General features: G+C 70.6%; 23 protein-coding genes. 16 read left to right on the top strand and 7 right to left on the bottom strand.

Going from position 1 to position 24,229, the window contains the following annotated elements; genetic code table 11:
* Both M1L60_RS06695 and M1L60_RS06690 read right to left on the bottom strand, forming a co-directional pair.
* Entirely contained in the window at nt 1-909 is a 909-nt protein-coding gene (locus M1L60_RS06695; RefSeq protein WP_253236397.1) for an ABC transporter permease, read from the bottom strand.
* Nucleotides 906-2,510 carry an ABC transporter substrate-binding protein gene (locus M1L60_RS06690; RefSeq protein ID WP_253236396.1) on the bottom strand — a complete coding sequence of 535 codons (1,605 nt, stop codon included), beginning with the start codon at nt 2,508-2,510 and terminating at the stop codon, nt 906-908. Before M1L60_RS06690 ends, M1L60_RS06695 begins: the two co-directional genes overlap by 4 nt.
* 395 nt (nt 2,511-2,905) lie before the next feature.
* Between M1L60_RS06690 and M1L60_RS06685 the strand changes: the two genes are divergently transcribed.
* The 8 genes from M1L60_RS06685 to M1L60_RS06650 all read left to right on the top strand — a co-directional run bounded on the left by M1L60_RS06685 (nt 2,906) and on the right by M1L60_RS06650 (nt 10,936).
* Nucleotides 2,906-3,793, top strand: a complete 888-nt coding sequence (locus M1L60_RS06685; RefSeq protein ID WP_253236395.1) for an amino acid ABC transporter permease — start codon at nt 2,906-2,908, stop codon at nt 3,791-3,793.
* Nucleotides 3,790-4,524 (top strand): amino acid ABC transporter ATP-binding protein, encoded by a 735-nt coding sequence (locus M1L60_RS06680; RefSeq protein ID WP_253236394.1) that lies wholly within the window; start codon nt 3,790-3,792, stop codon nt 4,522-4,524. The genes M1L60_RS06685 and M1L60_RS06680 overlap by 4 nt, the downstream gene beginning before the upstream one ends.
* Before the next feature lie 15 nt (nt 4,525-4,539).
* Nucleotides 4,540-5,523 carry an ABC transporter substrate-binding protein gene (locus tag M1L60_RS06675; RefSeq protein ID WP_253236393.1) on the top strand — a complete coding sequence of 328 codons (984 nt, stop codon included), beginning with the start codon at nt 4,540-4,542 and terminating at the stop codon, nt 5,521-5,523.
* A 3-nt stretch (nt 5,524-5,526) separates the two neighbouring features.
* Complete coding sequence (locus tag M1L60_RS06670) at nt 5,527-6,621, top strand: LLM class flavin-dependent oxidoreductase (protein ID WP_253236392.1); 1,095 nt, start codon at nt 5,527-5,529, stop codon at nt 6,619-6,621.
* Entirely contained in the window at nt 6,614-7,960 is a 1,347-nt protein-coding gene (locus M1L60_RS06665; RefSeq protein ID WP_253236391.1) for an NtaA/DmoA family FMN-dependent monooxygenase, read from the top strand. Before M1L60_RS06670 ends, M1L60_RS06665 begins: the two co-directional genes overlap by 8 nt.
* The gene (locus M1L60_RS06660) at nt 7,957-8,649 is read left to right on the top strand and encodes a GNAT family N-acetyltransferase (protein ID WP_253236390.1); all 693 of its coding nucleotides are present in this window, start codon (nt 7,957-7,959) and stop codon (nt 8,647-8,649) included. The genes M1L60_RS06665 and M1L60_RS06660 overlap by 4 nt, the downstream gene beginning before the upstream one ends.
* A 238-nt stretch (nt 8,650-8,887) precedes the next feature.
* Nucleotides 8,888-10,648 carry a sugar phosphate isomerase/epimerase and 4-hydroxyphenylpyruvate domain-containing protein gene (locus M1L60_RS06655; protein ID WP_253236389.1) on the top strand — a complete coding sequence of 587 codons (1,761 nt, stop codon included), beginning with the start codon at nt 8,888-8,890 and terminating at the stop codon, nt 10,646-10,648.
* Nucleotides 10,649-10,660: 12 nt separating this feature from the next.
* Entirely contained in the window at nt 10,661-10,936 is a 276-nt protein-coding gene (locus M1L60_RS06650; RefSeq protein WP_253236388.1) for a hypothetical protein, read from the top strand.
* Between the two features lie 119 nt (nt 10,937-11,055).
* On the opposite strand, the gene M1L60_RS06645 is transcribed toward M1L60_RS06650, so the two are convergent.
* Nucleotides 11,056-12,129 carry a CPBP family intramembrane glutamic endopeptidase gene (locus M1L60_RS06645; protein ID WP_253236387.1) on the bottom strand — a complete coding sequence of 358 codons (1,074 nt, stop codon included), beginning with the start codon at nt 12,127-12,129 and terminating at the stop codon, nt 11,056-11,058.
* A 91-nt stretch (nt 12,130-12,220) separates the two neighbouring features.
* Between M1L60_RS06645 and M1L60_RS06640 the strand changes: the two genes are divergently transcribed.
* A complete protein-coding gene (locus M1L60_RS06640; protein ID WP_253236386.1) occupies nt 12,221-14,155 on the top strand; it encodes a sensor histidine kinase in 1,935 nt (644 codons plus the stop codon).
* A 20-nt stretch (nt 14,156-14,175) separates the two neighbouring features.
* Nucleotides 14,176-14,799 (top strand): response regulator, encoded by a 624-nt coding sequence (locus tag M1L60_RS06635; RefSeq protein WP_253236507.1) that lies wholly within the window; start codon nt 14,176-14,178, stop codon nt 14,797-14,799.
* Between the two features lie 3 nt (nt 14,800-14,802).
* Here the strand turns inward: M1L60_RS06635 and M1L60_RS06630 are convergent, their stop codons facing one another.
* Both M1L60_RS06630 and M1L60_RS06625 read right to left on the bottom strand, forming a co-directional pair.
* The gene (locus M1L60_RS06630; RefSeq protein ID WP_253236385.1) at nt 14,803-15,189 is read right to left on the bottom strand and encodes an HPF/RaiA family ribosome-associated protein; all 387 of its coding nucleotides are present in this window, start codon (nt 15,187-15,189) and stop codon (nt 14,803-14,805) included.
* Nucleotides 15,190-15,259: 70 nt separating this feature from the next.
* Nucleotides 15,260-16,858 (bottom strand): methyl-accepting chemotaxis protein, encoded by a 1,599-nt coding sequence (locus tag M1L60_RS06625; RefSeq protein WP_253236384.1) that lies wholly within the window; start codon nt 16,856-16,858, stop codon nt 15,260-15,262.
* A gap of 121 nt (nt 16,859-16,979) precedes the next feature.
* Between M1L60_RS06625 and M1L60_RS06620 the strand changes: the two genes are divergently transcribed.
* The 6 genes from M1L60_RS06620 (at nt 16,980) to M1L60_RS06595 (ending at nt 21,800) form a co-directional block, all read left to right on the top strand.
* On the top strand, nt 16,980-17,996 hold the full coding sequence (locus M1L60_RS06620; protein WP_253236383.1) for an efflux RND transporter periplasmic adaptor subunit: 1,017 nt from the start codon (nt 16,980-16,982) through the stop codon (nt 17,994-17,996).
* Nucleotides 17,993-18,685, top strand: a complete 693-nt coding sequence (locus M1L60_RS06615; protein ID WP_253236382.1) for an ABC transporter ATP-binding protein — start codon at nt 17,993-17,995, stop codon at nt 18,683-18,685. The genes M1L60_RS06620 and M1L60_RS06615 overlap by 4 nt, the downstream gene beginning before the upstream one ends.
* A complete protein-coding gene (locus tag M1L60_RS06610) occupies nt 18,682-19,956 on the top strand; it encodes an ABC transporter permease (RefSeq protein WP_253236381.1) in 1,275 nt (424 codons plus the stop codon). Before M1L60_RS06615 ends, M1L60_RS06610 begins: the two co-directional genes overlap by 4 nt.
* A 519-nt stretch (nt 19,957-20,475) precedes the next feature.
* Nucleotides 20,476-21,246 carry an SAM-dependent methyltransferase gene (locus tag M1L60_RS06605; protein ID WP_253236380.1) on the top strand — a complete coding sequence of 257 codons (771 nt, stop codon included), beginning with the start codon at nt 20,476-20,478 and terminating at the stop codon, nt 21,244-21,246.
* An 18-nt stretch (nt 21,247-21,264) separates the two neighbouring features.
* On the top strand, nt 21,265-21,513 hold the full coding sequence (locus M1L60_RS06600; protein ID WP_253236506.1) for an arylamine N-acetyltransferase: 249 nt from the start codon (nt 21,265-21,267) through the stop codon (nt 21,511-21,513).
* The gene (locus M1L60_RS06595; RefSeq protein ID WP_253236379.1) at nt 21,513-21,800 is read left to right on the top strand and encodes a glycosyltransferase family 2 protein; all 288 of its coding nucleotides are present in this window, start codon (nt 21,513-21,515) and stop codon (nt 21,798-21,800) included. Before M1L60_RS06600 ends, M1L60_RS06595 begins: the two co-directional genes overlap by 1 nt.
* A 66-nt stretch (nt 21,801-21,866) precedes the next feature.
* Here M1L60_RS06595 and M1L60_RS06590 read toward each other — a convergent pair whose 3' ends face one another.
* Both M1L60_RS06590 and M1L60_RS06585 read right to left on the bottom strand, forming a co-directional pair.
* Nucleotides 21,867-22,589, bottom strand: a complete 723-nt coding sequence (locus M1L60_RS06590) for a DUF998 domain-containing protein (RefSeq protein WP_253236378.1) — start codon at nt 22,587-22,589, stop codon at nt 21,867-21,869.
* Nucleotides 22,590-22,673: 84 nt separating this feature from the next.
* The gene (locus tag M1L60_RS06585; protein WP_253236377.1) at nt 22,674-24,083 is read right to left on the bottom strand and encodes a M28 family peptidase; all 1,410 of its coding nucleotides are present in this window, start codon (nt 24,081-24,083) and stop codon (nt 22,674-22,676) included.
* Nucleotides 24,084-24,229 lie beyond the last annotated feature (146 nt).

Raw genomic sequence — 24,229 nt, 5'->3', positions numbered from 1 at the left:
TCAGCTCCTGCGCAGGCGGGGGTCGATGACCAGGTACGCGAGGTCGGCCAGGGTGTTGATGACGACGTAGACGAAGGCGGAGAAGACCACGACCGCCAGCACCACCGGCAGGTCCTCGCTGGTGACCGCCTGCAGCGTCACCTGGCCCAGCCCGGGCCGCCCGAAGACGGTCTCGATGATGACCGCGCCGCCCAGCAGCACGCCGAACAGCCAGCCGATCAGCGTGATCACCGGCAGCAGGGCGTGGCGCAGGGCATGCCGTACGAGAACCGCTCTTTCCCCCAGGCCGCGCGCCCGGGCCGTGACCACGAACGGCTCGTCCAGGGCCCGGTCGAGCCCGTCCCGCAGCACCTGGGTCAGCACCCCGGCCACCGGCAGGGCCAGCGTGACCGCGGGCAGCACCAGGGCCGCGACGCCCTGATCACCGGAGACCGGGAACCAGCCCAGACTGAACGAGAACACGCTGAGCAGCACGATCCCGATCAGGAAGGACGGGGTGGAGACCAGCACCAGCTCGGTGGTCGAGCTGACCCGCCGGGCCCACGGGCGGCGGGTGGTGACGGCCAGCACGAGCGCGAGCACGATGCCCAGCCCGGCCGCGGTCACCGCGAGGGTGAGCGTCGGCCCGATCTGGTCGGCGATGACATCCCGTACGGGCCGTTGCAGCAGATAGGACCGGCCGAGGTCACCCTGGGCCGCGCGCCACAGGTAGTCCAGGTATTGCACCAGGGCGGGCCGGTCCAGGTTCCACTCGCGGATGATCTGGGACCGGATCAGCGGCGTGTCGGCGCCTTCGCCGATGATGCTGTCGACGGTGTCCCCGGGCGCCGCGAGCAGCGCCAGATAGGCGGCGGTCGCGGCGGCCCAGAGCACGACGAGCCCGGTGGCCAGGCGGCGGAGCACGATCACTTGCTCAGCCAGACGGTGTAGGCGCTGCCCGGCACGCCGGCCGTCGGTTCGAACTGCAGCCCGCCGACCTTCTTGGACGACGCGATCTGGTCGGCCGGCGCGTACAGCGGCAGGATCAGCGAGTCGTCGGCGATGACCTTCTGCTGCAGCCGCTTGTATACGTCGACGCGCTCGGCCGCTTCCTGAGCCGCCTGCCCCTTCTCGAGCAGCCCGTCGATCGCTTTGTCCTGCACGCCGAGCCGGTTGATGGCGCCGTTCGAGGCGAGCAGCAGGTTGAGCGCGGCCCCGGCGTCGGTGTCGGCCCGCGAGTTGTCGAAGACCTCGTACTCGCCCTTCTCGAGCGCGGCCGCCGCAGTGCCCTGGTCGACCACCGAGACCCGCAGGTCGATGCCGGCGCTCTGCTTGACCGCGGCCTGCACGGCCTGGGCCAGGATCTCGCGGCGGTCGCGGACGAACGGCGCCGACTGCACGAGCCGCACGGTCAGTCGTTTGCCGTCCTTGACCCGGTAGCCGTCCGCATCCTTGTTGTTCCACCCGGCCGCGTCGAGCGTGGCGTTGGCCCGCGCCGCGTCACCGCCGTACGTGCCCTCGAGCGTCTTGTCGTAGAGCGGGCTGGTCGGCCCGATCACGCTCCAAGCCCTCGTGGCCGTACCGCGGTAGACCCCCTGCAGCACGGTGTCGACGTCGAGCGCGTCCCGGAACGCCTGGCGCACCCGGATGTCGTCGAACGGCGCGTGCGTGACGTTGAAGTAGTAGCTGTACGCCGACCCCGAGTTGAGCCCCTTGCTCAGCGTCAGCGCCGGGTTGCCGGTGATCTGGGCCTGGTCGGTCGCCGGCACGCCCTCGATCACCTGCACCTGACCCGAGGTCAGCGCCCCGACCCGCACCGAGCTCTCCTTGAGGAAGCGGTAGGTGACCTCGTCGAGGTAGGCCGGCCGGTCGCGGTAGCTCGGGTTGCGCTTGTAGTGCAGCTCCTGCCCGGGCGTGTACCGGTCGAGCACGAACGGCCCGGTCCCGGCCAGGTCCGTCCCGCCGGCCTTGAGGTTCTTGGCCTCCTTGAGCGACTTGGGCGAGACGATCGCGCCCTGCGGCGACGACAGGAAGTCGAGGATCAACACGTCCGGCGTGGTCAGGTTGTACTTGATCGTCGAGGCGTCCACGACCTCGACCGATTTCAAGTTCTTCAGCTGTACGGCGGCCACGGCCGGGGCGTACCCGTCGGCCAGCAGCTGGTCGATGTTGGCCTTGACCGCCGCCGCATCGAACACTGTGCCGTCGCTGAACGTCACGCCGGTGCGCAACTTCACGGTGTACGTCAACCCGTCCGCTGACGCCTCGTAACCGCTGGCCAGCCACGGCACGTAGCCGCCCTTGTCGTCGTGGGTGAGCAGGGACTCGAAGTTGTTCCAGACGAGCAGGCGCGCCTTGGCCTGCGCGTACTGGTGCGGGTTCAACGTGATCGGTTCGGTCTCGACGGCCCAGGTCAGGGCGCCTCCGGAGACCGGTTCGCCGGCCGCGGCGGAGTCGGTGCCACCACTGCCGGAGCAGCCCGCGACGAGCGCGGTTGCCACGGCGGCGATCAGCAGGGAACGGCGACGCATCTCCACCTCCAGGGGAACGGGCTCCCTTTTTCCTATAGCCGAACTAGGATATAAGCAAGGGGTCAACGGTCTTCGTCCCAGATAGCGGTGAGCATGAAACGACCCGCGGTCACCCTTGCCCTCTGTCTCGCCGCCACGTTCACCACGCTGCTCGACCAGTCCAGCCTCAACCCGGCCGTACCAGCACTGCGAGTCTCGCTGGGGGCCGGTGAGCCACGTCTCGTACGGCCTGGGCATCTGGGCCGCCCTGCTGGCCGCCGCCATCGCGGTGGCCGCCCGCGACCTCGCCCGGGACTCGTTGACAAGTTCGTTAAACATATACACCCGATAGGACTTGAGGGTTTTGCAGTCGCCGATTTAGCGTCTTCGCAACAGCCCTCGCCGGAAGGACCCTCGTGAGTCTTCTGTCCTCGGCTCGCGCGGCGACCGGCCGTCCGAGCGACGAACCCCCGCCACCGGACGACCTCGTCGTCGTGCCGGCCCGGCACCCGTGGCGCTGGGTCGCCGCGGCCGCCGTCCTCGTCGTCGTCGCCCAGTTCCTGCACGGCCTGATCACCAACCCGGGCTGGGACTGGGGCACGTTCTTCGGCTACTTCTTCGAGAAATCCGTGATGGACGCGCTGCTCGTCACGTTGCAGCTCACCTTCGCCGGGGCGATCCTCGGCTTCGCCGGCGGCGTCGTCCTGGCCCCCATGCGGCTCTCCAAGAACCCCGTACTGAAATCGGTCAGTTGGGGTTTCATCTGGGTCTTCCGATCGGTTCCGCTGCTGGTCCAGCTGCTGTTCTGGGCCAACCTCGGCTATTTGTACGACCGTCTGCAGATCGGCGTCCCGTTCGGGCCCGGCTTCTTCAGCTTCGAGACTTCCACCCTGGTCAGCGCGTTCGGCGCGGCCCTGCTCGGCCTGGCCCTGCACGAGGCCGCCTATGCCGCCGAGATCGTCCGGGCCGGCATCCTGTCGGTCGACTCCCGCCAGCTCGAGGCGGCCGCCGCCCTGGGCATCCCGCGCCTGCGCCAGTTCCGCCGCATCCTGCTCCCCCAGGCCATGCGGGCGATCCTGCCCAACGCGGCCAACGAACTGGTCAACCTGCTCAAGAGCACCTCGGTCGTCTACGTGCTGGCCATCGGCGAGCTGTTCTACCAGGTCCAGGTCATCTACGGCCGCAACGGCCGGGTCGTGCCACTGCTGCTGGTCGCGACCGTCTGGTACGTGATCCTCACCGCCGCCCTGTCGGTCCTGCAGCACTACGTCGAGCGGCACTACGCGCGGGGGTACGTCCGATGATCGAGCTGACCGGCGTCACCAAGAGCTTCGGCACCCTCGAAGTGCTGCACGACGTCGACCTCACCGTCCCGGCCGGCAGCGTCACCGTCGTCATCGGCCCCTCCGGCTCGGGCAAGTCGACCCTGCTGCGCTGCATCAACCACCTCGAGAAGGTCGACCGCGGCCGGGTCCGGGTCGACGGCGAGCTGATCGGCTACCGCCGGGTCGGCAACAAACTGCACGAATTGAGCGAACGCCACATCCTCAAGCAGCGCCGCGACATCGGCTTCGTCTTCCAGACGTTCAACCTCTTCCCGCACATGACCGCCCTGCAGAACGTGCTCGAAGCCGTGGGCAAGGAGGCCGAGCCGCGGGGACGTGAGTTGCTGGCCCGCGTCGGCCTGGCCGACAAGGTCGACGCCTACCCCCGGCAGCTCTCCGGCGGCCAGCAGCAGCGCGTGGCCATCGCCCGCGCCCTGGCCCTCGAACCCAAGCTCGTGCTCTTCGACGAGCCCACCTCGGCCCTCGACCCGGAACTGGTCGGCGAGGTGCTCGACGTCATGCGGGACCTGGCGAAGGCCGGCACCACGATGGTCGTCGTCACCCACGAGATCGGCTTCGCCCGCGAGGTGGCCGACACCATCGTCTTCCTCGACGAGGGGCGCCTGCTCGAACAGGGCCCGCCGGCCGAGGTCCTCGACAACCCCCAGCACGAACGCACCAAGGCCTTCCTCTCGAAGGTCCTCGTCTAAATGCGAAGGAAAATTATGCGTACGAGATCAGTCCTGTTCGCCGCCACCCTGCTGGCCGGTCTGGGGCTCGCCGCCTGCGCCGCACCGGACGAGACCCCGAAGGCCGCCGCCGCGATCGACAGCAACACCGGCCAGACCGTCAAGATCAACGACGGCCCCGATCAGCAGCGCATCGTGCCGGCCAAGGTCGACGCCATCGCCAGTCAAGTTCCCGAGGCCGTACGTACGAAGGGAAAGCTGGTCATCGGCGTCGGCGCGGCCGGGGCCGGCTTCGCCCCGCTGGCCTTCACCGCCACCGACAACAAGACGCTCATCGGCAGCGAGCCCGACATCGCCGTCGCCGTGGCCGGCATCCTCGGCCTCGAGCCCGACCTGCAGAACACGAGCTGGGAGAGCCTGTTCATCGGCCTCGACAGCGGCAAGTACGACGTCGGCGCCTCGAACATCACCGTCACCGAGGAACGCAAGCAGAAGTACGACTTCGCCACCTACCGCAAGGACGAGCTCGCCTTCGAGGCCAAGAAGGGCAGCGGCTGGAAGGTGACCGGCCCCCAGGACGTCGCCGGCAAGAAGATCGCCGTCGGCTCCGGCACCAACCAGGAGAAGATCCTCGTCGAGTGGAGCGAGGAAGCCGTCAAGCAGGGCCTGCCCAAGGTCGACATCAAGTACTACCAGACCAACCAGGCGACCTACCTGGCTCTCGGCTCCGGGGCGATCGACGGCTACCTCGGCCCCAACCCGACCTCGGCCTACCACGTGGCCACCGCGGGCGAGACCGAGATCGTCGGCACCTACTCCGGGGCCGGGTCGACGCTCCAGGGCAAGATCGCGCTGACCACCAAGAAGGGCAGCGGCCTGGTCGAGGCGTACGCGGCGGCGGTCAACGAACTGATCAAGTCGGGCGACTACCAGAAGATCCTGGACCGCTGGAACCTGGCCGGCGAGACGGTCGACACCTCCGAGATCAACCCGCCCGGCCTGCCCATCGAGGGGAAGTAACCCATGCCGAACCTTCATCTGGCGGTCGCCCTGGACGGGGCCGGCTGGCATCCCTCGGCCTGGCGCGAGCCCGACGCCCGCCCGCAGGACCTGTTCACCGCCCGTTACTGGATCGACCTGGTCGCCGAGGCCGAAGCCGGCAAACTCGACTTCGTCACCATCGAGGACTCACTGGGCCTGCAGACGGACGACCCGGCCCAGGTGCAGGGCCGTTTGGACGCCGTACTCATCGCCTCCCGGGTCGCCCCCGTCACCCGTCACATCGGCCTGGTGCCGACGGCAACCGTCACCCACACCGAGCCGTTCCACATCTCCAAGGCCATCGCCACCCTCGACTACGTGAGCAAGGGCCGCGCGGGCTGGCGGGTCCAGCTCTCCGCCCGACCGCAGGAGGCCGCGCACTTCGGCCGCCGGGACGTCGACATCGAGACCCCCGCGGCGATCCAGGACCTGTTCGACGAGGCCGCCGACTACGTGGAAGCCGTGCGGCGCCTCTGGGACAGCTGGGAGGACGACGCCGAGATCCGCGACGCGGCGACCGGCCGTTTCATCGACCGCGACAAGGTCCACTACATCAACTTCGAAGGCCGCTTCTTCACGGTAAAGGGCCCCTCGATCACCCCTCGGCCGCCTCAAGGTCAGCCGGTGGTGACCGCGCTCGGCCACGCGGAAATCCCTTACAAGTTCGCCGCACGCTCGGCCGACGTGGCCTACGTGACGCCGGCCGACGCCGACAACGCCCGGCAGATCGTCGGACAGGTCGACCTGAAGCACGTCTTCGGCGACCTGGTGGTGTTCCTGGAGCCGACCTCCCCCGGTTTCACGGTCGAACCGTTCTCGTCCGACGCCACGGTCTTCTCCGGGACGCCGGCCCAGCTGGCCGACCTGCTGCTCGAGTGGCAAGCGGCCGGGCTCAGCGGCTTCCGCCTGCGCCCCGGCCGCTTGCCGGCCGACCTGCGCGGCATCACCCGCGGCCTGGTGCCCGAGCTCCAGGCGCGCGGTGTCTTCCGTACGGAGTACGAGGCATCCACCCTGCGCGGCCTGCTCGGTCTGGAGCGACCGGCCAACCGCTACGCCGAAGGAGCCCGCGTTGCCTAAGCAGATCCACCTCGCCGCGCACTTCCCGGGCGTCAACAACACCACCGTGTGGAGCGACCCCGCGGCCGGCAGCCACATCGAGTTCGACTCGTTCGTCAAGCTCGCGCAGACCGCCGAACGGGCCAAGTTCGACTTCTTCTTCCTGGCCGAGGGTCTGCGCCTGCGCGAACAGGGCGGGCAGATCTACGACCTGGACGTGGTCGGACGTCCCGACACGTTCACCGTGCTGGCCGCGCTGGCCGCCGTCACCACCCGCCTCGGGCTGGCCGGCACGATCAATTCCACCTTCAACGAGCCGTACGAGGTGGCCCGGCAGTTCGCCAGTCTCGACCACCTCTCCGACGGGCGCGCCGCCTGGAACGTCGTCACCTCGTGGGACGCGTTCACCGGCGAGAACTTCCGCCGCGGCGGCTTCCTGGCCGAGGGCGACCGCTACACGCGGGCCACCCAGTTCCTGAAAACGGCCAAGGAACTGTTCGACTCGTGGCCCGACGACGCGATCGCCGCCGACCAGGACAGCGGCGTCTTCCTGCGCGACCCGCGGGCCGGCGCGTTCCGCCACACCGACCAGCACTTCGACATCTCCGGACGCTTCAACGTGCCCCGCAGCCCGCAGGGCCGCCCGGTGATCCTGCAGGCCGGCGACTCCGACGCGGGCCGCGAGTTCGCCGCGGCCACCGCCGACGCCATCTTCAGCCGCCACGGCACCCTCGAGGACGGCCAGAAGTTCTACGCCGACGTCAAGGGCCGCCTCGCCAAGTACGGACGCGAGCACAACGAACTGCTCGTACTGCCCGCGGCGACGTTCGTCCTCGGCGACACGGACACCGACGCGCAGGAGAAAGCGCGCATCGTCCGGCGGCAACAGGTCAGCGGCGCCACCGCGATCAAGTTCCTCGAGCAACTGTGGAACCGCGACCTCTCCGCGTACGACCCCGACGGCCCCCTGCCCGACATCGACCCCGACGTGTCGGACCAGCACATCGCGCGCGGCCGGGCCAGCGTCCGCCTGCACCGCGACCCCATCGAGGTGGCCAACGAGTGGCGCGACCGGGCCACCGCCGAAAAACTGTCGATCCGCGAACTGATCATCGAGGTCACCGGCCGCCAGAACTTCATCGGCTCGGCGACAACAGTGGCCGACGCCCTCAACGAACTGGTGCAACAGGATGCCAGCGACGGCTTCATCCTCGTCCCCCACGTGACCCCCGGCGGCCTCGACGAGTTCGCCGACACGGTCGTCCCGCTGCTGCAGGAACGCGGCGTCTTCCGCACCGACTACGAGGGCCCGACCCTGCGCGACCACCTCGGCCTGGCCGTGCCCGGACGGCCGCGATGACTACGGTCGAGGCTTCGCAGGCGGTGCTGGACAACGCGGTCTGGGCCTCCCTGCGCGGCCCCCACGCCAAGTTCGCCGAGGCGTACGGAAAGGCCGTCCGCTACCAGACCGAGGTCGCCCCGTTCCACGCGCTGCACGACCCGCAGGACCCCCACGCGTGGTCCGACCTCGCAGAACTGACCGGTCCGGCCGCCGAGGTGGCGGTGGCCGGACCGGTCCCACCCCACCACCCTGGCTGGGTGATCGCAGGTGAGGTCGGCGGCGTCCAGTTCGTCGACGAGTCCCTGCGGGCCGAACCGTTCGACGAGGCCCACCCGCTCGGCCCACCCGACGTACCCGAGATCCTGGACCTGATCGAACGCACCCAGCCCGGCCCGTTCCGCCGCCGCACGATCGAGCTGGGCAATTACCTAGGCGTACGCCGGGACGGCAAGCTCATCGCCATGGCCGGCGAACGCCTGCACCCACCCGGCTGGACCGAGATCAGCGCCGTCTGCACCGACCCGGCTCACCGCGGCCAGGGCCTCGCCACCCGCCTGGTCCGAGCCGTGGCAGCGGGCATCCGCGACCGCGGCGAGGTCCCTTTCCTGCACACCTCAGCCGCCAACACCAACGCCATCCGCCTGTACGAATCCATCGGCTTCCACCTACGCCGGCGAACCACGTTCGCCCTCTACAAACGCGCCTGACCCCACCCCCGAACTCCAACGAAGCAGTTCGGGGCACCCGCGCTAACTGTCGAAGCGGTGCAGCCGCACATTCCCGCCAGTGTCACCCACGGCCAGCACATCGCCCCTGGGCGCCCAGGGGCACCGCCGTCACTGCACCACGGCTAAGCCATCCTAGGATCCTGGTCTACTTCCCATCTTGCCGCCTACCCGACCTCTCCCTAGAGTGAACGTACTGGTTCGTACACAAGGAGGCGCGATGCGGACGAGCGTGGCCACCGTCTGCCTCTCCGGCACGCTCGAAGAGAAGCTCGCGGCCGCCGCCGCGGCCGGGTTCGACGGGGTCGAGATCTTCGAGAACGACCTCATCGCTTCGGTCAGCTCGCCTGAAGAGATCCGCCGCCGAGTGGCCGACCTCGGGCTCACCATCGACCTCTACCAGCCGTTCCGTGACGCCGAAGGCGCTCCCCCGCACCGCTTCGCCGCGGTCGAGCGCCGCTTCCGAGCCAAGCTCGACCTGATGGGCCGCCTCGGCGCCGACACCATCCTCATCTGCTCCTCCGTCGCCTCCGACACGATCAACGACGACGCCCTGGCCGCCGGCCAGCTGCGCCGCCTGGCCGAGCTGGCCGCCGAGCGCCGGATCCGAATCGCCTACGAAGCGCTGGCCTGGGGCCGCCACGTCTCGACCTGGGAGCACTCGTGGGAGATCGTGCGCCGCGCCGACCACCACGCCCTCGGCCTCTGCCTCGACAGCTTCCACGTCCTGTCGCACACCGACGAGTACGCCGAGATCGCCGACCTGCCCGGCGACCGCATCTTCTTCCTGCAGCTCGCCGACGCCCCCCGCCTCGACATGGACGTGCTGCAGTGGAGCCGCCACCACCGCCTCTTCCCGCTTCAGGGCCGCCTCGACCTCACCGGTTTCACCCGGGCCGTGCTCGACGCCGGCTATTCCGGCCCGCTCTCGCTCGAGGTCTTCAACGACGTGTTCCGCCAGTCCGATCCCCACCGCACCGCCGTCGACGCCCGCCGCTCGTTGATCGCCCTCAACGACGCGCTCACCCCGGCCCCCGCGCTCAGCGGGATCGCGTTCGCCGAGCTGGGGGTGGACGCCGAGACCGGCCCGCAGCTCGAGACCGTGCTGCGCGCGCTCGGCTTCGCGCATACCGGCCAGCACCGGTCCAAGGCCGTCCAGTTGTGGGAGCAGGGCACCGCCCGCATCCTGCTCAACTCGGGCGACAGCCGCACCGCCATCCGCGCCTTCGCCCTGGAGAGCACCGACCCCGCCGCCTCGGCCGCCCGGGCCGCCGAACTGCTGGCCACTCCCCTTCCCCGGCGCCGCCGGCAGAGCGAGGCCGACCTGACCGCCGTGGCCGCGCCCGACGGCACCGAGATCTTCTTCTGCCGCGGCGAGCACTGGCTGGGCGACTTCCTGACGACCGGCGAGGACCGTACGCGGGGAACTGGCTTGTCGATCGACCACCTGTCGCTGGCCCAGCCGTTCGACCGCTACGACGAGGCGGCCCTGTTCTATCGCAGCGTGCTCGGCCTGACCGACGACGAGGCGGGCGAGTTCGCGGCCCCGTTCGGCCTGGTCCGCACGCTGGCCGTCCGCAACGCCGACCGCCGCGTGCGGCTGGCCCTCAGCGTCCCCCTGCTGCGCCGCGGCGACTGGGCGCCCGCCGTCCCCCACCCGCAGAGCCTCACCCTGCTCACCGACGACCTGGCCCGCACCGCGGCCGGGGTCGAGACCGTGCCGGTGCCGGGCAACTACTACGACGACCTCGACGCCCGCACGGACCTGCCGGCCGAGCTGCGCGACACCGTACGCAAGCTCGGCGCTCTGCACGACCAGGACGAGCACGGCCATTATCTGCAGCTCTTCACGCCCGTACTGGGAAATCGGGTCTTCCTCGAGATCGTCCAGCGGGTCGGCGGCTACCGGGGCTACGGTTTCGCCAACGACCCGGTCCGGATGGCCGCCCATCGAGCGCAGCGCCTCGTATCACGCGCGTAGTACGCTGGACCGGTGCCGTACGAATGGGAGGACTGGGCGCTGGCCGCCCTGCTCGGCATCGAGCCCTACGAGGTCTGGCAAGCGCTCGACGCCCGGCGCCGGTGGCCCCGCCAGGCCGTCAGCGCCACCGGCGTCCCGGTCCTCACCGTGTGGAGCCGTACGGTGGCCGGTCGTCCGCTGATCGTCGCGGTCTACCAGACCACCGGCTTCACCTGGAAGGTCATCGGCGCGCGCGACATGACGCAGGACGAGCTGAAGGAATTCAGCCGGTGGGAGGAGTCACGATGAGTCACGACCACGACGTACCGCAGAACCCCGACGAGCTCACCAACTTCATGGACGGTCTGACCTTCGCGCCGCCCCCGGCCGACGAGCAGGCCCTGCTCGACTCGCTACCGCCGACCGGCTCACCGGTCATGGTCGTCCGTTCGCTCCGCCTGCCGGTCGAGCTCGAGCAGGCGGTCGCCGCCGCGGCCAAGGCCGCCGCCGTGCCCAAGACCACCTGGATCCGGCAGGCGATCGAAATGGCCCTGGCCGTCCAGGCCGAGGACGACCAGCCCATCTCCCGCGCCGAGGCCCTGCGCGCCCTCACCATGCTGCGGCCCGCCCGCCACGTGGCCTGAGGTCGCCGGATTCATCCGCTGGGCCAGGATCAAGACCACGACGGCGTACGCGGGCAGCACCACCAGGTCGACCGCGAACATCTGCCACGGCATGTCGGCCGCCGTCTCGGTGATCGTCAGCTCGTTGTACGCGGCGGCCACCCCGGCGGCCACCAGGTTGTTGACCACGTGCAGGGCGATCGCCGCCTCGAGCCCGCCCGTGCGCACGGTCAGCCACCCGGTCACCGCGCCGAAGACGAACAGGTCGGCGAACCCCCACGGCGTCCCCCAGCCGTGCGCGGCCGCGAAGACCAGGGCCTGGAAGGCGATCGGCACCCACGGCCGCCGGAACCACGCGCCCACCGCTTGGAGCAGCCAGCCCCGGGTCAGGTACTCCTCGGCGGCGGCCTGCAGCGGCACCACCAGCACCAGCAGCCCCATCGAGACCAGGAACGGCCCCCACCCGGCCAGGGCCGAGTCCTCGACGCCGGCCGACCCGGAAAGCGCCAGCCCGCCGCCCAGCAGCACCACGACCGCGATCAGTGCGACCGGCAGCAGCGTCAGCAGGAACCGCCACCGCAGCCGCCCGGTCACCGACGACAGGCTGCCGGCCGGCCGCCGCTGGATCCACCGGGCCGCGAGCAGGGTCAGCGGCAGCAGCACGGCGATGGTCGCGAAGGCCAGCACCAGGTCGACCCGGTCACCGAAGCTGGGCAGGCCGTCCACATTGTTCGGACGACCGGCCACCACGGCCGCCGCGGTCACCACCAGGTACGAGAACACGATGACGATCGCGCCGCCGACCAGGATGAACAGAGTGCCGAGCAGGGTCCGCCACCATCGGTGGCCGGGGGTGCGGGCGAGCCGGTGATATTCCATGCGAGAAGTCTGTCGATCCGCACGCTCCCGCGAATCCGGCCGGAGCCGGACTCCGACCCCTGCCCCAGGGCATAGATAGGGTGTCGGCATCATGGCTCGCTGGAAAGGTTGGCTGCTGCCCGCGCTGCTCGCGGCGGCTCAGCTCGCGTACTGGCCGTTCCCGGTGCTGGGCCGGGCCGACCCGACCCGGGTCACCGCCGCGGTGGCGATCATCGCCGTGGTCTGTGCCGGTCTGGTGCTGCGCCGCACCCGCCCGCTGATCGCGGTCGCGGTGGTCGCCGTCGGGCTCGCGCTCGGCGTCTGGGCCACCCCGCAGCAGGAGTACTTCTTCCCCGGCGACGCCCTGCTCGTGCTCTCGGTCGCCGAGTCGATCGCCCTGTTCCATGTCGCCCTGCGTAGTTCCCGCCGCGCAACCTTGCTGACCGTGGCCGGTCTGCTCGCCTTGCAGGCCGTGCTGGTGGCCGGCGACGAACCGCTCGACCTGTTCGTCTCGGTCGCCTTCTACGCGCTGGTGGCGGCGGGCGGCCGGGTGCGGCGCCGCTGGCTCGACGATCGGGACGCGGCCGCCCACCGGCTCGAGCAGGCCGAGCGGGCCCGGGTCGACGCGGCCGCGGCCGAGCAGCGCCGGCTGGCCCGCGAGCTGCACGACGTCAGCGCCCACCACCTGACCTCGATCGTCGTCAACGCGTCGGCGGCCCAGTTCATCGGGACGCCGCAACTGCGGGCCGAGTCGCTGGAGTTCGCCGCGCGCACCGGGCGCGAGACGCTGACCGCGCTGCACCAGTTGGTCGACGTGCTGCCCCGGGCGACCGAGGCGGCGAACCTGGCCGATCTGGCCGACGATTTCCGCCAGCTGGGCCAGGTGGTGCACGTCGAGATGGCCGGGGACCCGCCGCCGGCTCAGGCCGAGGCGCTGCACGGCATCGCGCGGGAGGCGCTCACCAATACCCTGCGTTATGCGCCCGGCGCTACCGTCCGGGTTTCCCAGGCGTACGACGAGACCGGCGCGACGCTGGTGGTCGAGGACGACGGGGCGGCGGCGCCGGTCGAGGGGCTGGGCAGCGGGCGCGGGCTGACCGGCATGCGGGAACGGGCGGCCGCTCTGGGCGGCACGGTCACGGCCGGTCCCCGTACGGGTGGGGGCTGGCAGGTCCGCGCGGTGCTCCCGGCCGTGGCCGCACCCGTGCGGCTCCGCGTGTGGCTGCGCAGTCAGGTCGTACTGGATGCGGGTCTGGTCCTTCTGACCCTGCTCCTGCCCCTGTCGGGCGTGGCCCTCATGGTCGAGGAGGACGGCGTCGCCCCCGCCGCCGCGATCCTGCTGCTGCTGGCCGTGATGCTGCACTCCGCGCCCCTGCTGGGGCGCCGCCGGCACCCGTGGATCATGGTGGCCGCGGTCGCGCTGACCGCCTGGCTCGGGCCGCTGCTGGTGGCCACCGGCGTGGCACCCCCGGCCGAGGCCTGGCTCTTCCTGTTCAACTTCGGGGCCGAGATCGCCGCCGTGTACGCCGTGGCCGCGCACGCCAACCGGCCCCGGTTCAGCTGGATCGGCCTGGTCGTCCTGCTGTTCTCGGCCTCGCTCAGCTTCGCCGTCCTGCTCGGCGTCTCGGGCGGGGCCGGCGGCGAGGTGTACGGCGAGACGCCGCCCCCGCAGACCCCCGGCGAGCAGGCCGCGCTGGTCGTCTTCACCGCCGCCTGCGCCTGGTTCGCCCTCGCCGTGCCGATGAGCGGGGCCTGGCTGGCCGGCTGGGCCGCCCGTCGCCGCCGCGACCGCCGCCTGGAGAACGAAGCGGGCGCGGTGGCTCTGGTGTCGGCCGACGCCGAACAGCGGGCCCGCGACGAACGGGCCCGGGTCGCGGCCGGGCTGCAGGCATCGGTGCTCGCCGCCGCGGTCAAGGTCACCGAGGCCGCCGACCGGGGCGATCTGGACGGCGTGCACGACGCGGCCAAGGCCACCCTGGCCGCGATGCGCGGCCTGCTCGACAACCTGCGGCCGGCCCAGGAGGTGCCGTCATCGGAATCCGTGTGATCGTCGTGGACGACCAGGCCATGGTCCGGGCCGGCTTGTGCGCCATCGTCGGCTCCCAGGCCGACCTCGAGGTGGTGGGCGAGGCCCCCGACGGCGCAACCGGGCTGGCCCTGGCGGCCCGCGAGCGCCCCGACGTGGTGCTGATGGACGTGCGCATGCCGGGCATGGACGGCCTGACCGCGACCGCGCAGCTCACGGCGGCCGACGATCCGCCCCGGGTGATCGTGCTGACGACCTTCCACCAGGACGCGTACGTGTTCCAGGCCCTGCGCGCGGGCGCGTCCGGTTTCCTGCTCAAGGACGCCGACCCGGCCTCACTGGTGGCGGCGATCCGCACTGTCGCGTCGGGCGAGGCCATGCTCAGCCCGGCCGTGACCAAGCGGCTGATCGACGCGTTCGCCACCGGCACGGTCACCGCGGCCCGCGACGACGACCCGCGGCTGACCGGCCTGACCCCGCGCGAGCGGGACGTGCTGACCCAGATCGCCACCGGGCGGTCCAACGCCGAGATCGGGGAGGTGCTGGGCATCACCGCGGGCACCGTGAAGGCCCACGTCAACGCCCTGCTCCCCAAGCTCGGCGCGCGCGACCGGGTGCAGGCCACGATCGTGGCCTACGACCTCGGTCTGGCCCGGCCGCGCTGAGAACTACTCGACCAGTTCGGGCTCGCCGTCAAGGTCGGCGTGCTCCCGCAGGTGCCGGTTGTTGCGCGGTTCCTGCTTGGTCTTGGCGTCGTTCAGCTTGCGGCGCAGGTCGTCGCGCACGTCGTTGAGCGCCGCGTGCAGGTCCTCCTCACTCGAGGTGGTGACGATCTTCTGGCGGCCGGCGATCCAGCATTCCAGCGTGACCTTCTGGCCGCGGGCGTCGCGGTCCTTGACCGAGACCTCCAGCTCGGTCGAGTCGGCGTGGAAACCGGCCAGGCGCGCATCGAGCGTGGCGAACTGCTCGGCGATCCAGTTGAGGTCGCCCTGCGAAAAACCGGCGCCGACCCGCAGGCTGTTGCCCACGGTCGCGGGGTCTGTCACCGCACTCATCACATCTCCTCGAAATCGGTGGAAACTGACCTTGATCTCCTTCCCCGCCCTCGGCCGGACTCAAACAAGCTCAGTACCGGAACCGCGACACCAGCGCGTTCAGGTCGCCTGACATCGTGGCCAGCTCGGCCGTCGCCTGCCGCGACCGCGAAATGCCTTCACTCGTACGGTGGGCCGCGTCGGCCACCTCGGCGATGTTCCCCGAGATCTGCCCCGTGCCGGCGGCCGCCTCCCCGACACTGCGGTTCATCTCGTTCGTGGTCGCCGTCTGCTCCTCGACCGCCGACGCGATCGTCGTCTGGAAGTCGCTGATCCGCGCGATGACCCGGCTGATCTCCTCGATCGCGGTGACCGCGCCCGTCGTGTCCGCCTGGATCGCCTCGACCCGGGTCGAGATGTCCTCGGTGGCGCGGCCCGTCTCCTGAGCCAGATCCTTGACCTCGGACGCCACCACCGCGAACCCTTTGCCCGCCTCGCCGGCCCGGGCCGCCTCGATGGTGGCGTTCAGCGCGAGCAGGTTGGTCTGCTCGGCGATCGAGGTGATCACCTTGATCACGGAGCCGATCTCGGCCGACGACTCCCCCAGCTTGGTCATCGTGGCCGACGTGCTGACGGCCAGCCCCACGGCCTCGCTCGCGACCTGGGCCGCCTCGGCCGCGTTCTGCGAGATCTCCCGGATCGCCGCGCCCATCTCGTCGCTGCCGGACGACACGGCCGAGACGCTGCGCGAGATCTGCTCGGCCGCGGCCGACACGGTCTGCGCCCGCTCCGAGGACGCGTCGGCCGACACCGCGATCTCGGTCGCCACGTCGGACATGCGCTCCGACGCGCCGCGCAACGCGACCGCCGAGCTGTCGATCGTCATCACCGTGTCCCGCAGCCGGGTCACGGCCGCGTCCAGGGCCTGACCCATGCGGCCCGGCTCGTCGCGGGAGGTCAGACCGGCCGTACGGGTGAGATCGCCCTCGGCCAGGCCCTCGCACACGGTCCGGACCCGGGACATCGAGTGCACGATCTGCCGGGCCACCACCGCCCCCAGGGCCAGCGCGATCAGCGCCCCGGCAATCAGCAGGACCAATGACACCATACGGCTCGACTCGTAGCCGTCGCGGGCCGCCTTCGCGTTCCGCTGGGCGTCGGCGTTCTCGGCCGCCCGCATGCCGACCAGGTCACCCTCGACCTCGGCCATCAACGGTTTGAGCTCGGTGTCGCGCACGGACTGCCAGGCCGCCAGGTCGTTGCGGAGCCCGGCCGGGAACAGCCGCTCCCGCACTATCCGGTCGAAGTTCACGAAGTCGTCGGCCAGTTCGGCGATCGCCGCGTCGTCCACCACCGGATCGCTCTGCCGATAAGACTTCAATGCATCCTGCATCTCGGCGTAGTCGCCCGCGAACGCCTGCCGGTACTGCTCCTTGAGCGCCGCCGTGGCCGAGATCATGAAGTTGGCCGCGTCCATCCGGGCACTGGCCAGCGAGGTCCGCAGGTCACCCAGCTCGTTCACACCGGCCACATTGCTCACGTAGATCTCCTCGGCCGAGTCGCTCGACCGGCCCAGCGCGCTCAGACCGACCGCGCCCACCACGACGGCGACCAGGATGGCCACACAGACCGCGCCCAGGATCTTCGTTCGCACGCCCAGATCCGCGAGCACGCGGAGCCATTTCCCCATCACCTCAAGGTATTTCCCGGCCGTCCCCGGCGCTGGGACATCGACGGTTGCGCGGCCCTTGTAACCTCTGCCCGGCCGGGTCTCGCCCAGAGATCACCACGGCCGGACATAAGGGGTACAGGTGAGCACACGCAGAGTGACCGGAGCGGGGTTGGCGGTCCTGGTCGCCGCGGTCCTCGGCGCGTGCGACTCGGGCCGGCAGGACACCCCGACCCCCGGCCTGGAAGCGCGGGGCACGGTGCTCACCACGGTCAAGCCCAAGCGGCAGAACCTGAGCAACCAGATCAGCCTGGGCGGCTCGGTCACCATCAACCCGGTCTTCGGCATCGTCGCCCCGGTCGACGGCGAACTGCGCTGGCTCGACAAGAAGCCGTCGACCACGGCCGCCGTCCGCCCGAAGTGGGTGGCCACGATCTGGGACGAGGACGGCAACCCGCGCAAGGTCATGATCCCGAAGGACTCGATCATGGCCGGCCGGCTCATGGACGACCGCAGCGACGTCACCACCGGCATGCCCATCGTCTCGGCCAAACACGCCGGCTACGGCATCGTGGCCGAGATCGACAGCGCGCAGGCCTACCGCGTCTCCGGCGCCGTCACCGACGTCCGGGCCCAGATCAAGAACGGCCCCGGCCCGTTCGCCTGCACCGCGGTCGGCACCATCGCCGCCCTGCCCGCCGGCACCATCCCCGAACCCCCGCCGCCGGTCGTGAACACCCCGGCCCCGGGCGCGTCCGGCGCACCGCAGGTGATCACCCCGCCCGAGGCGGAACAGCCCGACGAGGGCGGCAGCGACGGCTCCGAGGCCACCGGCATGCGGCTGGTCTGCGTCCCGCCGGAGAACGTCAAGCTGATCAACGGCGCCCAGGTGACCCTGCAGGTGGTCACGGCCAAGGCGTCCAAGGTGCTGGTGCTGCCGGTCGAGGCCGTCGCGGGCACCCAGGGCAAGGGCAAGGTCGACATCGTCGGCGACGACCAGCAGCGCAAGACCGTCGACGTCGTGCTCGGCCTGACCGACGGCAAGGTCGTCCAGATCAAGTCCGGTCTCAAGGGCGACGAGACTATCGCCGTGCCCGGCCCCGACCTGCCGGCCGCGCCCGAGGGCGGCGACCCCAACGGCAAGGGCCCCAACGGATGAGCTCCCTGATCGAACTGGCCGGCATCACGAAGGTCCTCAAAGGTCAGGAACAACCCCGGACGATCCTCGACGGCGTCGGCCTCAGCCTGGACGCCGGTCAGAGCCTGGCCATCGTCGGCCGCTCCGGCTCGGGCAAGAGCACCCTGCTCAGCGTCATCGGCCTGTTCGACCGGGCCGACTCGGGCAGCTACCGCCTGGAAGGACAAGAGATCGGCCGCATTCCCGAAAGGCGGGCGGCCCGCCTCCGCAGCTCCCACTTCGGCTTCGTGTTCCAGCGCTTCTTCCTGCTCAAACACCTGACCGCGGCCCAGAACGTGGCGATGGCCCTGGTCAACGGCCAGGGCTGGCTGCCCCGCCGCCAGCGCCGCACGAGGGTGATGTCGGCCCTGGAAGAGGTGGGAATCGCCCACCTGGCCAAGAGCCGCCCGGCCAAGATGTCCGGTGGCGAGCAGCAGCGGGTGGCGATCGCCCGCGCCCTGGTCCGCGACCCGAAGATCCTGCTGGCCGACGAGCCGACCGGCGCCCTCGACACCGAGACCGGCACGCTGGTCATCGACGCCCTGCTCGCCGCGACCAGCCGTGGCTGCGGCCTGATCCTGGTCACCCACGACCGCGACCACGCGGCCCGCATGGGCCGCATCCACGACCTCGTCGACGGGGTGCTGAACGAACGGGTGGCCGCGCGGTGAGACGCTTCTCGGGCCGCTTCCGGTCCTCCCTGATCATCGGCATCCAGGGCATCCGCGCGAGAAAGTTACGCACCCTGCTCTCGATGATCAGCCTGTTCCTCGGCGTGCTGGCCGTCGTGGTGGTGCAGGCCGGCGCCAGCATCGCCGAAAGAGCACTGCTGGCCGACGTAGAACTGACGGCCGGCTACGACGGCACCCGCATCATGGACATGCCGCCCCAGCAAGAGGCGGCCGACATGATCACGGCCACGGTGAAGGGCCGCGCCGACGCGGTGGCGATGCTGGCCGTCAGCGGCATCATCGGCGAACCCGGTGTGGCGCCGCACAACCCCGGCGGCTCCCCCATCGACGAGGACTGGGGCCCCCAGATGGCCTGCGACGAGAACGGCTGCGTCCCCGTCGGCGGCCCCGAAGGCGAGGCGATCGAGGTCCGCCTGACCGCCCTCACCGGCGACATCCGCCAGTTCCGCCCGTTCCGCCAGATCTCCGGCCAGTGGCTCGACTTCACGACGATGCCCGCGCTGGCCCCCGAACTGGTGCTCAACCAGGAGGCGGCCAAAGCCTTCGCCCGCCACAACGTCCCCGCCGAGATGCGCGTGGGCGGCGCCACCAACAACGTCACCCCCCAGTTCACCGGCGTGGTCGACGACGGCGACGGTCAACCCCGCGCTTACGTACGCCTCGACGAGCTCACCACCTGGCTGCCGACCTCCCGCCTGGCCGACCCCACCAGCAACAGCGAACTACGCCTGATGATGGCGCCCGGCTCCCCGGTAGAACCGGTGGTGACCAGCAAACTGAAGGGCCTGGGCAACGAGCCGTACGTCTACACGGTAGAAACCCGCAAGGAGCAACAGAAGACCCTGACCCTGATGCAACTGGTCTTCTTCGCCATGGCCGGCCTGGTGCTACTGATCGGCGTAGCCGGAATCCTGAACGTAGGCCTGGCCACAGTCGGCGAGCGAGTCGAGGAGTTCGCCCTGAGAAGGGCGGTGGGCACGCCACGCTTCTTGTTAGCGGGAATCGTGTTGGTCGAAACCCTGCTGACCGGCTTACTGACAGCAGCGCTGGCCATCGGCGTCAGCGTGGCCGGCTTGCGCGTGGTGTCGTCCGTGGTGGGCAACTCGCAGCCGATCCTCCAAGACGTGCAATTCCCCTGGGAGGCCGGGGTGGCCGGGATCATCGCCGGCCTGGTGGCCGGAATCCTGGGCGGCTTCATCCCGGCCCTGAGGGCGGCCGGGATCCCGATCGCCACCGTCATGAGGGCCTGACTCTCGCTTACGCTGGGACGGTCGGGGCCGAGGGTGACGCATAGCGGCTTTGAAAAGCAGCTATGCCGCTATGCCTCACCCTCGGCCCCGACCTCGCGTGGGATCCAACGAACGCCAGCGTTGTGGTCGGCGCTTCGCTGATTGCCAGGAGCGCTGCGGAAATCCGCGCCGTGGACGAAGCCAAGACCTTTCCGTCACCCAGGCCAGCCCGGGTGGTGGGGCGCGCGTGCGCACCGTGCCGGTAGCGCAAAAGGCTTGGCCCTCAACTGATCTTCTCGAGCGGCCGGGGTCTGGGGCAGCGCCCCAGGGTCTCAGCTGGCTCCCTTCACGCCCACGCGCGACAGATCAACGGCCTCTGCGCTGATAGGCGTCGAGCAGCAGGCGACGAACCGCCTCGGTGCTGGGATGGAACGCACCGTGGTGTCGTTCGAGTTCGTCGACGGAGCGACCGCATCGTCGATCCGGCCGACGGTTGTTCCGGGCGTGCCGCAGCGGTTCTGTCCTAACTAGACTGCGACCATGACCCAGCTTGACAACGGCGTGCCGCATTCGGCCCGTGTCTGGAACTACTGGCTCGGCGGAACTGACAACTTCGCTGCGGATCGGGCGGCCGGCGACGACTTCGCCGCGTTCTATCCGGATATCGTGGTGGTGGCCCGCAGCTCGCGGAGCTTTCTCAAGCGCGCCGTCACCTTCCTAGCCGCCGAGGCCGGGGTGCGGCAGTTCCTCGACGTGGGCACCGGCATCCCGTCGGCCGAGCACACCCACCAGATCGCGCGGGCCGCGGCGCCGGACGCTCAGGTGGTCTACGTCGACAACGATCCGCTGGTCTTGTCGCATGCTCACGAGGTGCTGAACGGCGAGGCCGTCTATCTCGACGCCGACCTGCGGGAACCGGGCTCGATCATCGCATCGTCGGGACTGGATCTGACGCGCCCGGTCGCGTTGATCCTGACCAACATTCTCGGGCACGTCGCCGATCTGGATGAGGCCGTGTCCGTGGTTCAGGGGCTGATGGCACCGCTGCCGTCGGGCAGTTACCTCGTCACCGCCGACGGCACCAACGTGATCGACGGCGAGGCGTTCGAGGCGGCCATCGGTGTCTGGAACGCCAACGCGCCCCTCTCCTACCACCTGCGTCACCCGGATCAGCTGGCCCGTTTCCTCGACGGGCTCGAAGTGCTGCCACCGGGGCAGGTCCCTTGCGCGCGCTGGCGTCCCGCGGGGGACGCCTCACCGGCAGAGCTGCGCGAGACGGACGAATACGCCGCGGTGGCGCGCAAACCCTGAGAGCGGCGGGTCAGAGAACTGCGCGACTTCGGCCCCACGTGCTGGTGGCATGCCACGTCGCCGGAGTCGCATTTCGGGCGGAGCACGGTGTGTTCGCGGATGGACGGGGACGGACGGGTGTCGCTCAGCGGGCGCACGTTGATCCGGGCGGGGCCGGACGGGCGTACGGAAAAGGCTCTGGAAAGCGACGAGCAGGTGCTGGCCGCCTATCGGGAGCACTTCGGCATCGTGCTGAGCCGGGTGCCGCGGGTGGTGCGGCCGGGGTGATGTCGCTGTCGGTGATCGTGCCGGTGTTCAACGAGGAGCGGTTCCTCGGCGCCTGCCTCGACGCGGTGCTGGCGCAGCACGAGCCGGTGCACGAGGTCATCGTGGTCGACAACAATTCGACCGACGGTACGCGGGAGGTGCTGGCGGCGTACGCGGGGCGGGTCCTGGTTCTGCGTGAGAGCCGGCAGGGTGTGCAGCATGCGCGCAACCGCGGCTTGGACGCGGCTTCCGGCACGGTGTTCGGGCGCATCGACGCGGACACCGCGATTACCGCCACTATCTGCTGATGAGCGAGGCCGGTTACCGCGCGCACCGTTCGCTCGTACCGCGCGGATCGCTGGTGCGGGCATGGCTTACCGCGCGCTTGCTGCTGGTGCTGTTTCCGTTGCTGCGTCTGCTGTTTCAGATTCGCTCACGCGGCCGGGTGCACGGGCGGAAGAATCCGATGGCGCACCATTGATCGTCGCCTCGAGGGCGACAACAGCGATCCAGGCCAGCCCGGCGAACAGGGCGACCCGTTCGAGCAGCCCGCTGGGATTGCCGGGCAGCACACCCGCGTCGTCGAGCACCACGAGCACGCTGGCCGCCACGAAAGTGACCGCCATGACCAGGGCGACCACCATTCCCGCGTACGGTCGTCGCGCCGCCCGCCCGAGCAGAGCGGCCGCCGCTGTCCCGGCCACGCCGAGCACCACGGCCACCATCTGATGCACCAGCCCGACCGTGGTGTGCGTGGCCGGCACCCCCGGCGGATAACCGATACCGGCATCGGTCGGCACCACGGCCAGCACGACGAGGCACGCCCCGCACCACGCCACCAGTCCCACGGCCCATCGCCCCCGGTGCCCGAACACCGGCCGCAGCCCGACCGCCCCGATCATCAGCCAGAGTCCACAGAGAGCCAGGTTCAGGTCCGCAAGCCACCCGCCCGGCCCCAGGGACAGCTGGCTGATCCAGTTTCGACTCGGGTCGTACCCGGGCCGGGTCAGCCCGGCCACGGTGGTGAAGACGATCATCTGGAGCGCGCCCAGGACGCAAGCCAGGGCCAGCACCCGGCCGACGCGCAGAGGAACCACAACCAAAGCCTGCCACCCGCAAGCAACCGGCCGGCGAAACTTGCCGCTGCTGCGCTCGTGGGCTGAGCGCAGCAGCGGCCGGGATCAGGCGGTCGCCGTCGCGTAGGCGGCGGAGCCGATCAGCTCGAGCGAGACCTGCAGACGCTCCAGGCTGATGTTCTTGGCGATGGTGTCCTCGGGGCTGTGGTACGGCGGTTCGAGCAGCGCCGGGGACTCCTCGCCGCGCCACGAGAAGTTGGCCGAGGCGATGCCGACCTCTTGGAAGCTCTGGTGGTCGCTGGAGCCGCGCAGGGTCACCGGGGAGATCCGCGGGGTGTAGCCGAGCCGTTCGGCCGCCGCGGCCACGCCGTCGGTGGCCCGGTTGGCCAGGCCGTCGAACGACAGCAGCCAGTACCGGGTGGCCGGGTCCCAGCTGGTCGCCACCATGTCGTTCTGGTAGACGGCGAGGATCCGGTCGCGTTCGGCCTGCGGCAGCTGGGCCACGTAGTAGCGCGAGCCGATCAGGCCCTGCTCCTCGGAACCCCACAGGCTGAACTTGAGTTGCGCGTTCGTCGGGAGCTTGCGCAGGGCACGGGCCAGTTCCAGGCACAGTACGGTGCCCGAGCCGTCATCGTTCGCGCCGGGCGCGCCGATCACCGTGTCGTAGTGGGCGCTGACCATGACGACGGGTCCGTCGGCCGGAGCACCACGCCGGAGCGGCGCGCTGGCCAGCACGTTGTGCGACGTGAGGTTGCGGTGGGCCGTCGTCGACAGGGTCAGCGTCAGGCGGCGGGACGCCAGCAGCGTACGCAAGCGGTGTTTCTGGGCCTGGGCCACGCCGACGACCGGGATCGGGGCCGGCGTGGTGGCCAGCCCGGGCAGTTGCGGGCTGAACGCCGACGCCCGGCGGGGCTCGACCAGGTCGGCCGGCAGGAAGATGACAGCGGCCGCCTTGCGGGCGACGGCGGTGGCCACGACCGTCTCGCGGGTGGCCGCCACGTAGTCGATGAGCACGATCTTGCCCTTGACCTCGGCCGGGTAGTCGGCCTCGCCGCCCAGGCCCGCGTCGACCACGTCGCCGCGCACCTTGGTGTCGAGCGCGGCGTGGGGCGAGGCGCCGCACTGCCAGTTGAGGTCGGTGGGCAGCCCGCGGGGCGAGCCGAGCTGGGCCAGGAACTTGTCGGCGACCGGGAACGGCTGGAGTTCCACGTCGTAGCCGAGGACGTCCAGCACGCCGCCGATGTACTTGGCCGCCAGCAGCTCGGAGCGGGTGCCGCCGATGCGCGGGCCGATGCCGATCGACAGCACCTTGAGGTGGGCCAGCGCTCGTTCCGCCGACACCCGCTTGGCCACGTCGAGGTCGCGGCCGGTCAGCGCGGGCGGCCGGGCGGCGCCGGGGCGTTGCCCGGTGGCGGCCCAGGCCGGTGCGGGCAGGGCGACCGCGGCCGCTCCGCCCAGCGCGACGGACAGCATGCGCCGGCGGCTCACCGCGGACGGGCGCTCGTGCGTCTCCAAAGGTTCCTCCAAGTCGATCCGGCTCGTGATCCGGCGAGGACGCGAGGCCGTGGTCGGGCCGCCGCTCCCCGTGACTGATGAACCTATGGCGTCCATAGCTGTTCTTCAATAGGTACAGCTGTGCATACGCTGAGTGCCGCCCCCGT

It is taken from the genome of Paractinoplanes aksuensis, assembly GCF_024137025.1.
In the GTDB taxonomy this organism is placed as follows: Bacteria; Actinomycetota; Actinomycetes; order Mycobacteriales; family Micromonosporaceae; genus Actinoplanes; species Actinoplanes aksuensis.
Note: the sequence above shows the minus strand (reverse complement) of the source record. Positions and strands in the feature narration are given on the sequence as shown.

Bases quoted from the DNA above. Each gene is read 5' to 3' on its own strand.
- M1L60_RS06625 (WP_253236384.1), bottom strand. From the start codon at position 16,858: ATGGGGAAATGGCTCCGCGTGCTCGCGGATCTGGGCGTGCGAACGAAG.
- M1L60_RS06675 (WP_253236393.1), top strand. From the start codon at position 4,540: ATGCGTACGAGATCAGTCCTGTTCGCCGCCACCCTGCTGGCCGGTCTG.
- M1L60_RS06640 (WP_253236386.1), top strand. From the start codon at position 12,221: ATGGCTCGCTGGAAAGGTTGGCTGCTGCCCGCGCTGCTCGCGGCGGCT.
- M1L60_RS06655 (WP_253236389.1), top strand. From the start codon at position 8,888: ATGCGGACGAGCGTGGCCACCGTCTGCCTCTCCGGCACGCTCGAAGAG.
- M1L60_RS06615 (WP_253236382.1), top strand. From the start codon at position 17,993: ATGAGCTCCCTGATCGAACTGGCCGGCATCACGAAGGTCCTCAAAGGT.
- M1L60_RS06660 (WP_253236390.1), top strand. From the start codon at position 7,957: ATGACTACGGTCGAGGCTTCGCAGGCGGTGCTGGACAACGCGGTCTGG.
- M1L60_RS06605 (WP_253236380.1), top strand. From the start codon at position 20,476: ATGACCCAGCTTGACAACGGCGTGCCGCATTCGGCCCGTGTCTGGAAC.
- M1L60_RS06670 (WP_253236392.1), top strand. From the start codon at position 5,527: ATGCCGAACCTTCATCTGGCGGTCGCCCTGGACGGGGCCGGCTGGCAT.
- M1L60_RS06645 (WP_253236387.1), bottom strand. From the start codon at position 12,129: ATGGAATATCACCGGCTCGCCCGCACCCCCGGCCACCGATGGTGGCGG.
- M1L60_RS06635 (WP_253236507.1), top strand. From the start codon at position 14,176: ATGGTCCGGGCCGGCTTGTGCGCCATCGTCGGCTCCCAGGCCGACCTC.
- M1L60_RS06690 (WP_253236396.1), bottom strand. From the start codon at position 2,510: ATGCGTCGCCGTTCCCTGCTGATCGCCGCCGTGGCAACCGCGCTCGTC.
- M1L60_RS06595 (WP_253236379.1), top strand. From the start codon at position 21,513: ATGTCGCTGTCGGTGATCGTGCCGGTGTTCAACGAGGAGCGGTTCCTC.
- M1L60_RS06630 (WP_253236385.1), bottom strand. From the start codon at position 15,189: ATGAGTGCGGTGACAGACCCCGCGACCGTGGGCAACAGCCTGCGGGTC.
- M1L60_RS06680 (WP_253236394.1), top strand. From the start codon at position 3,790: ATGATCGAGCTGACCGGCGTCACCAAGAGCTTCGGCACCCTCGAAGTG.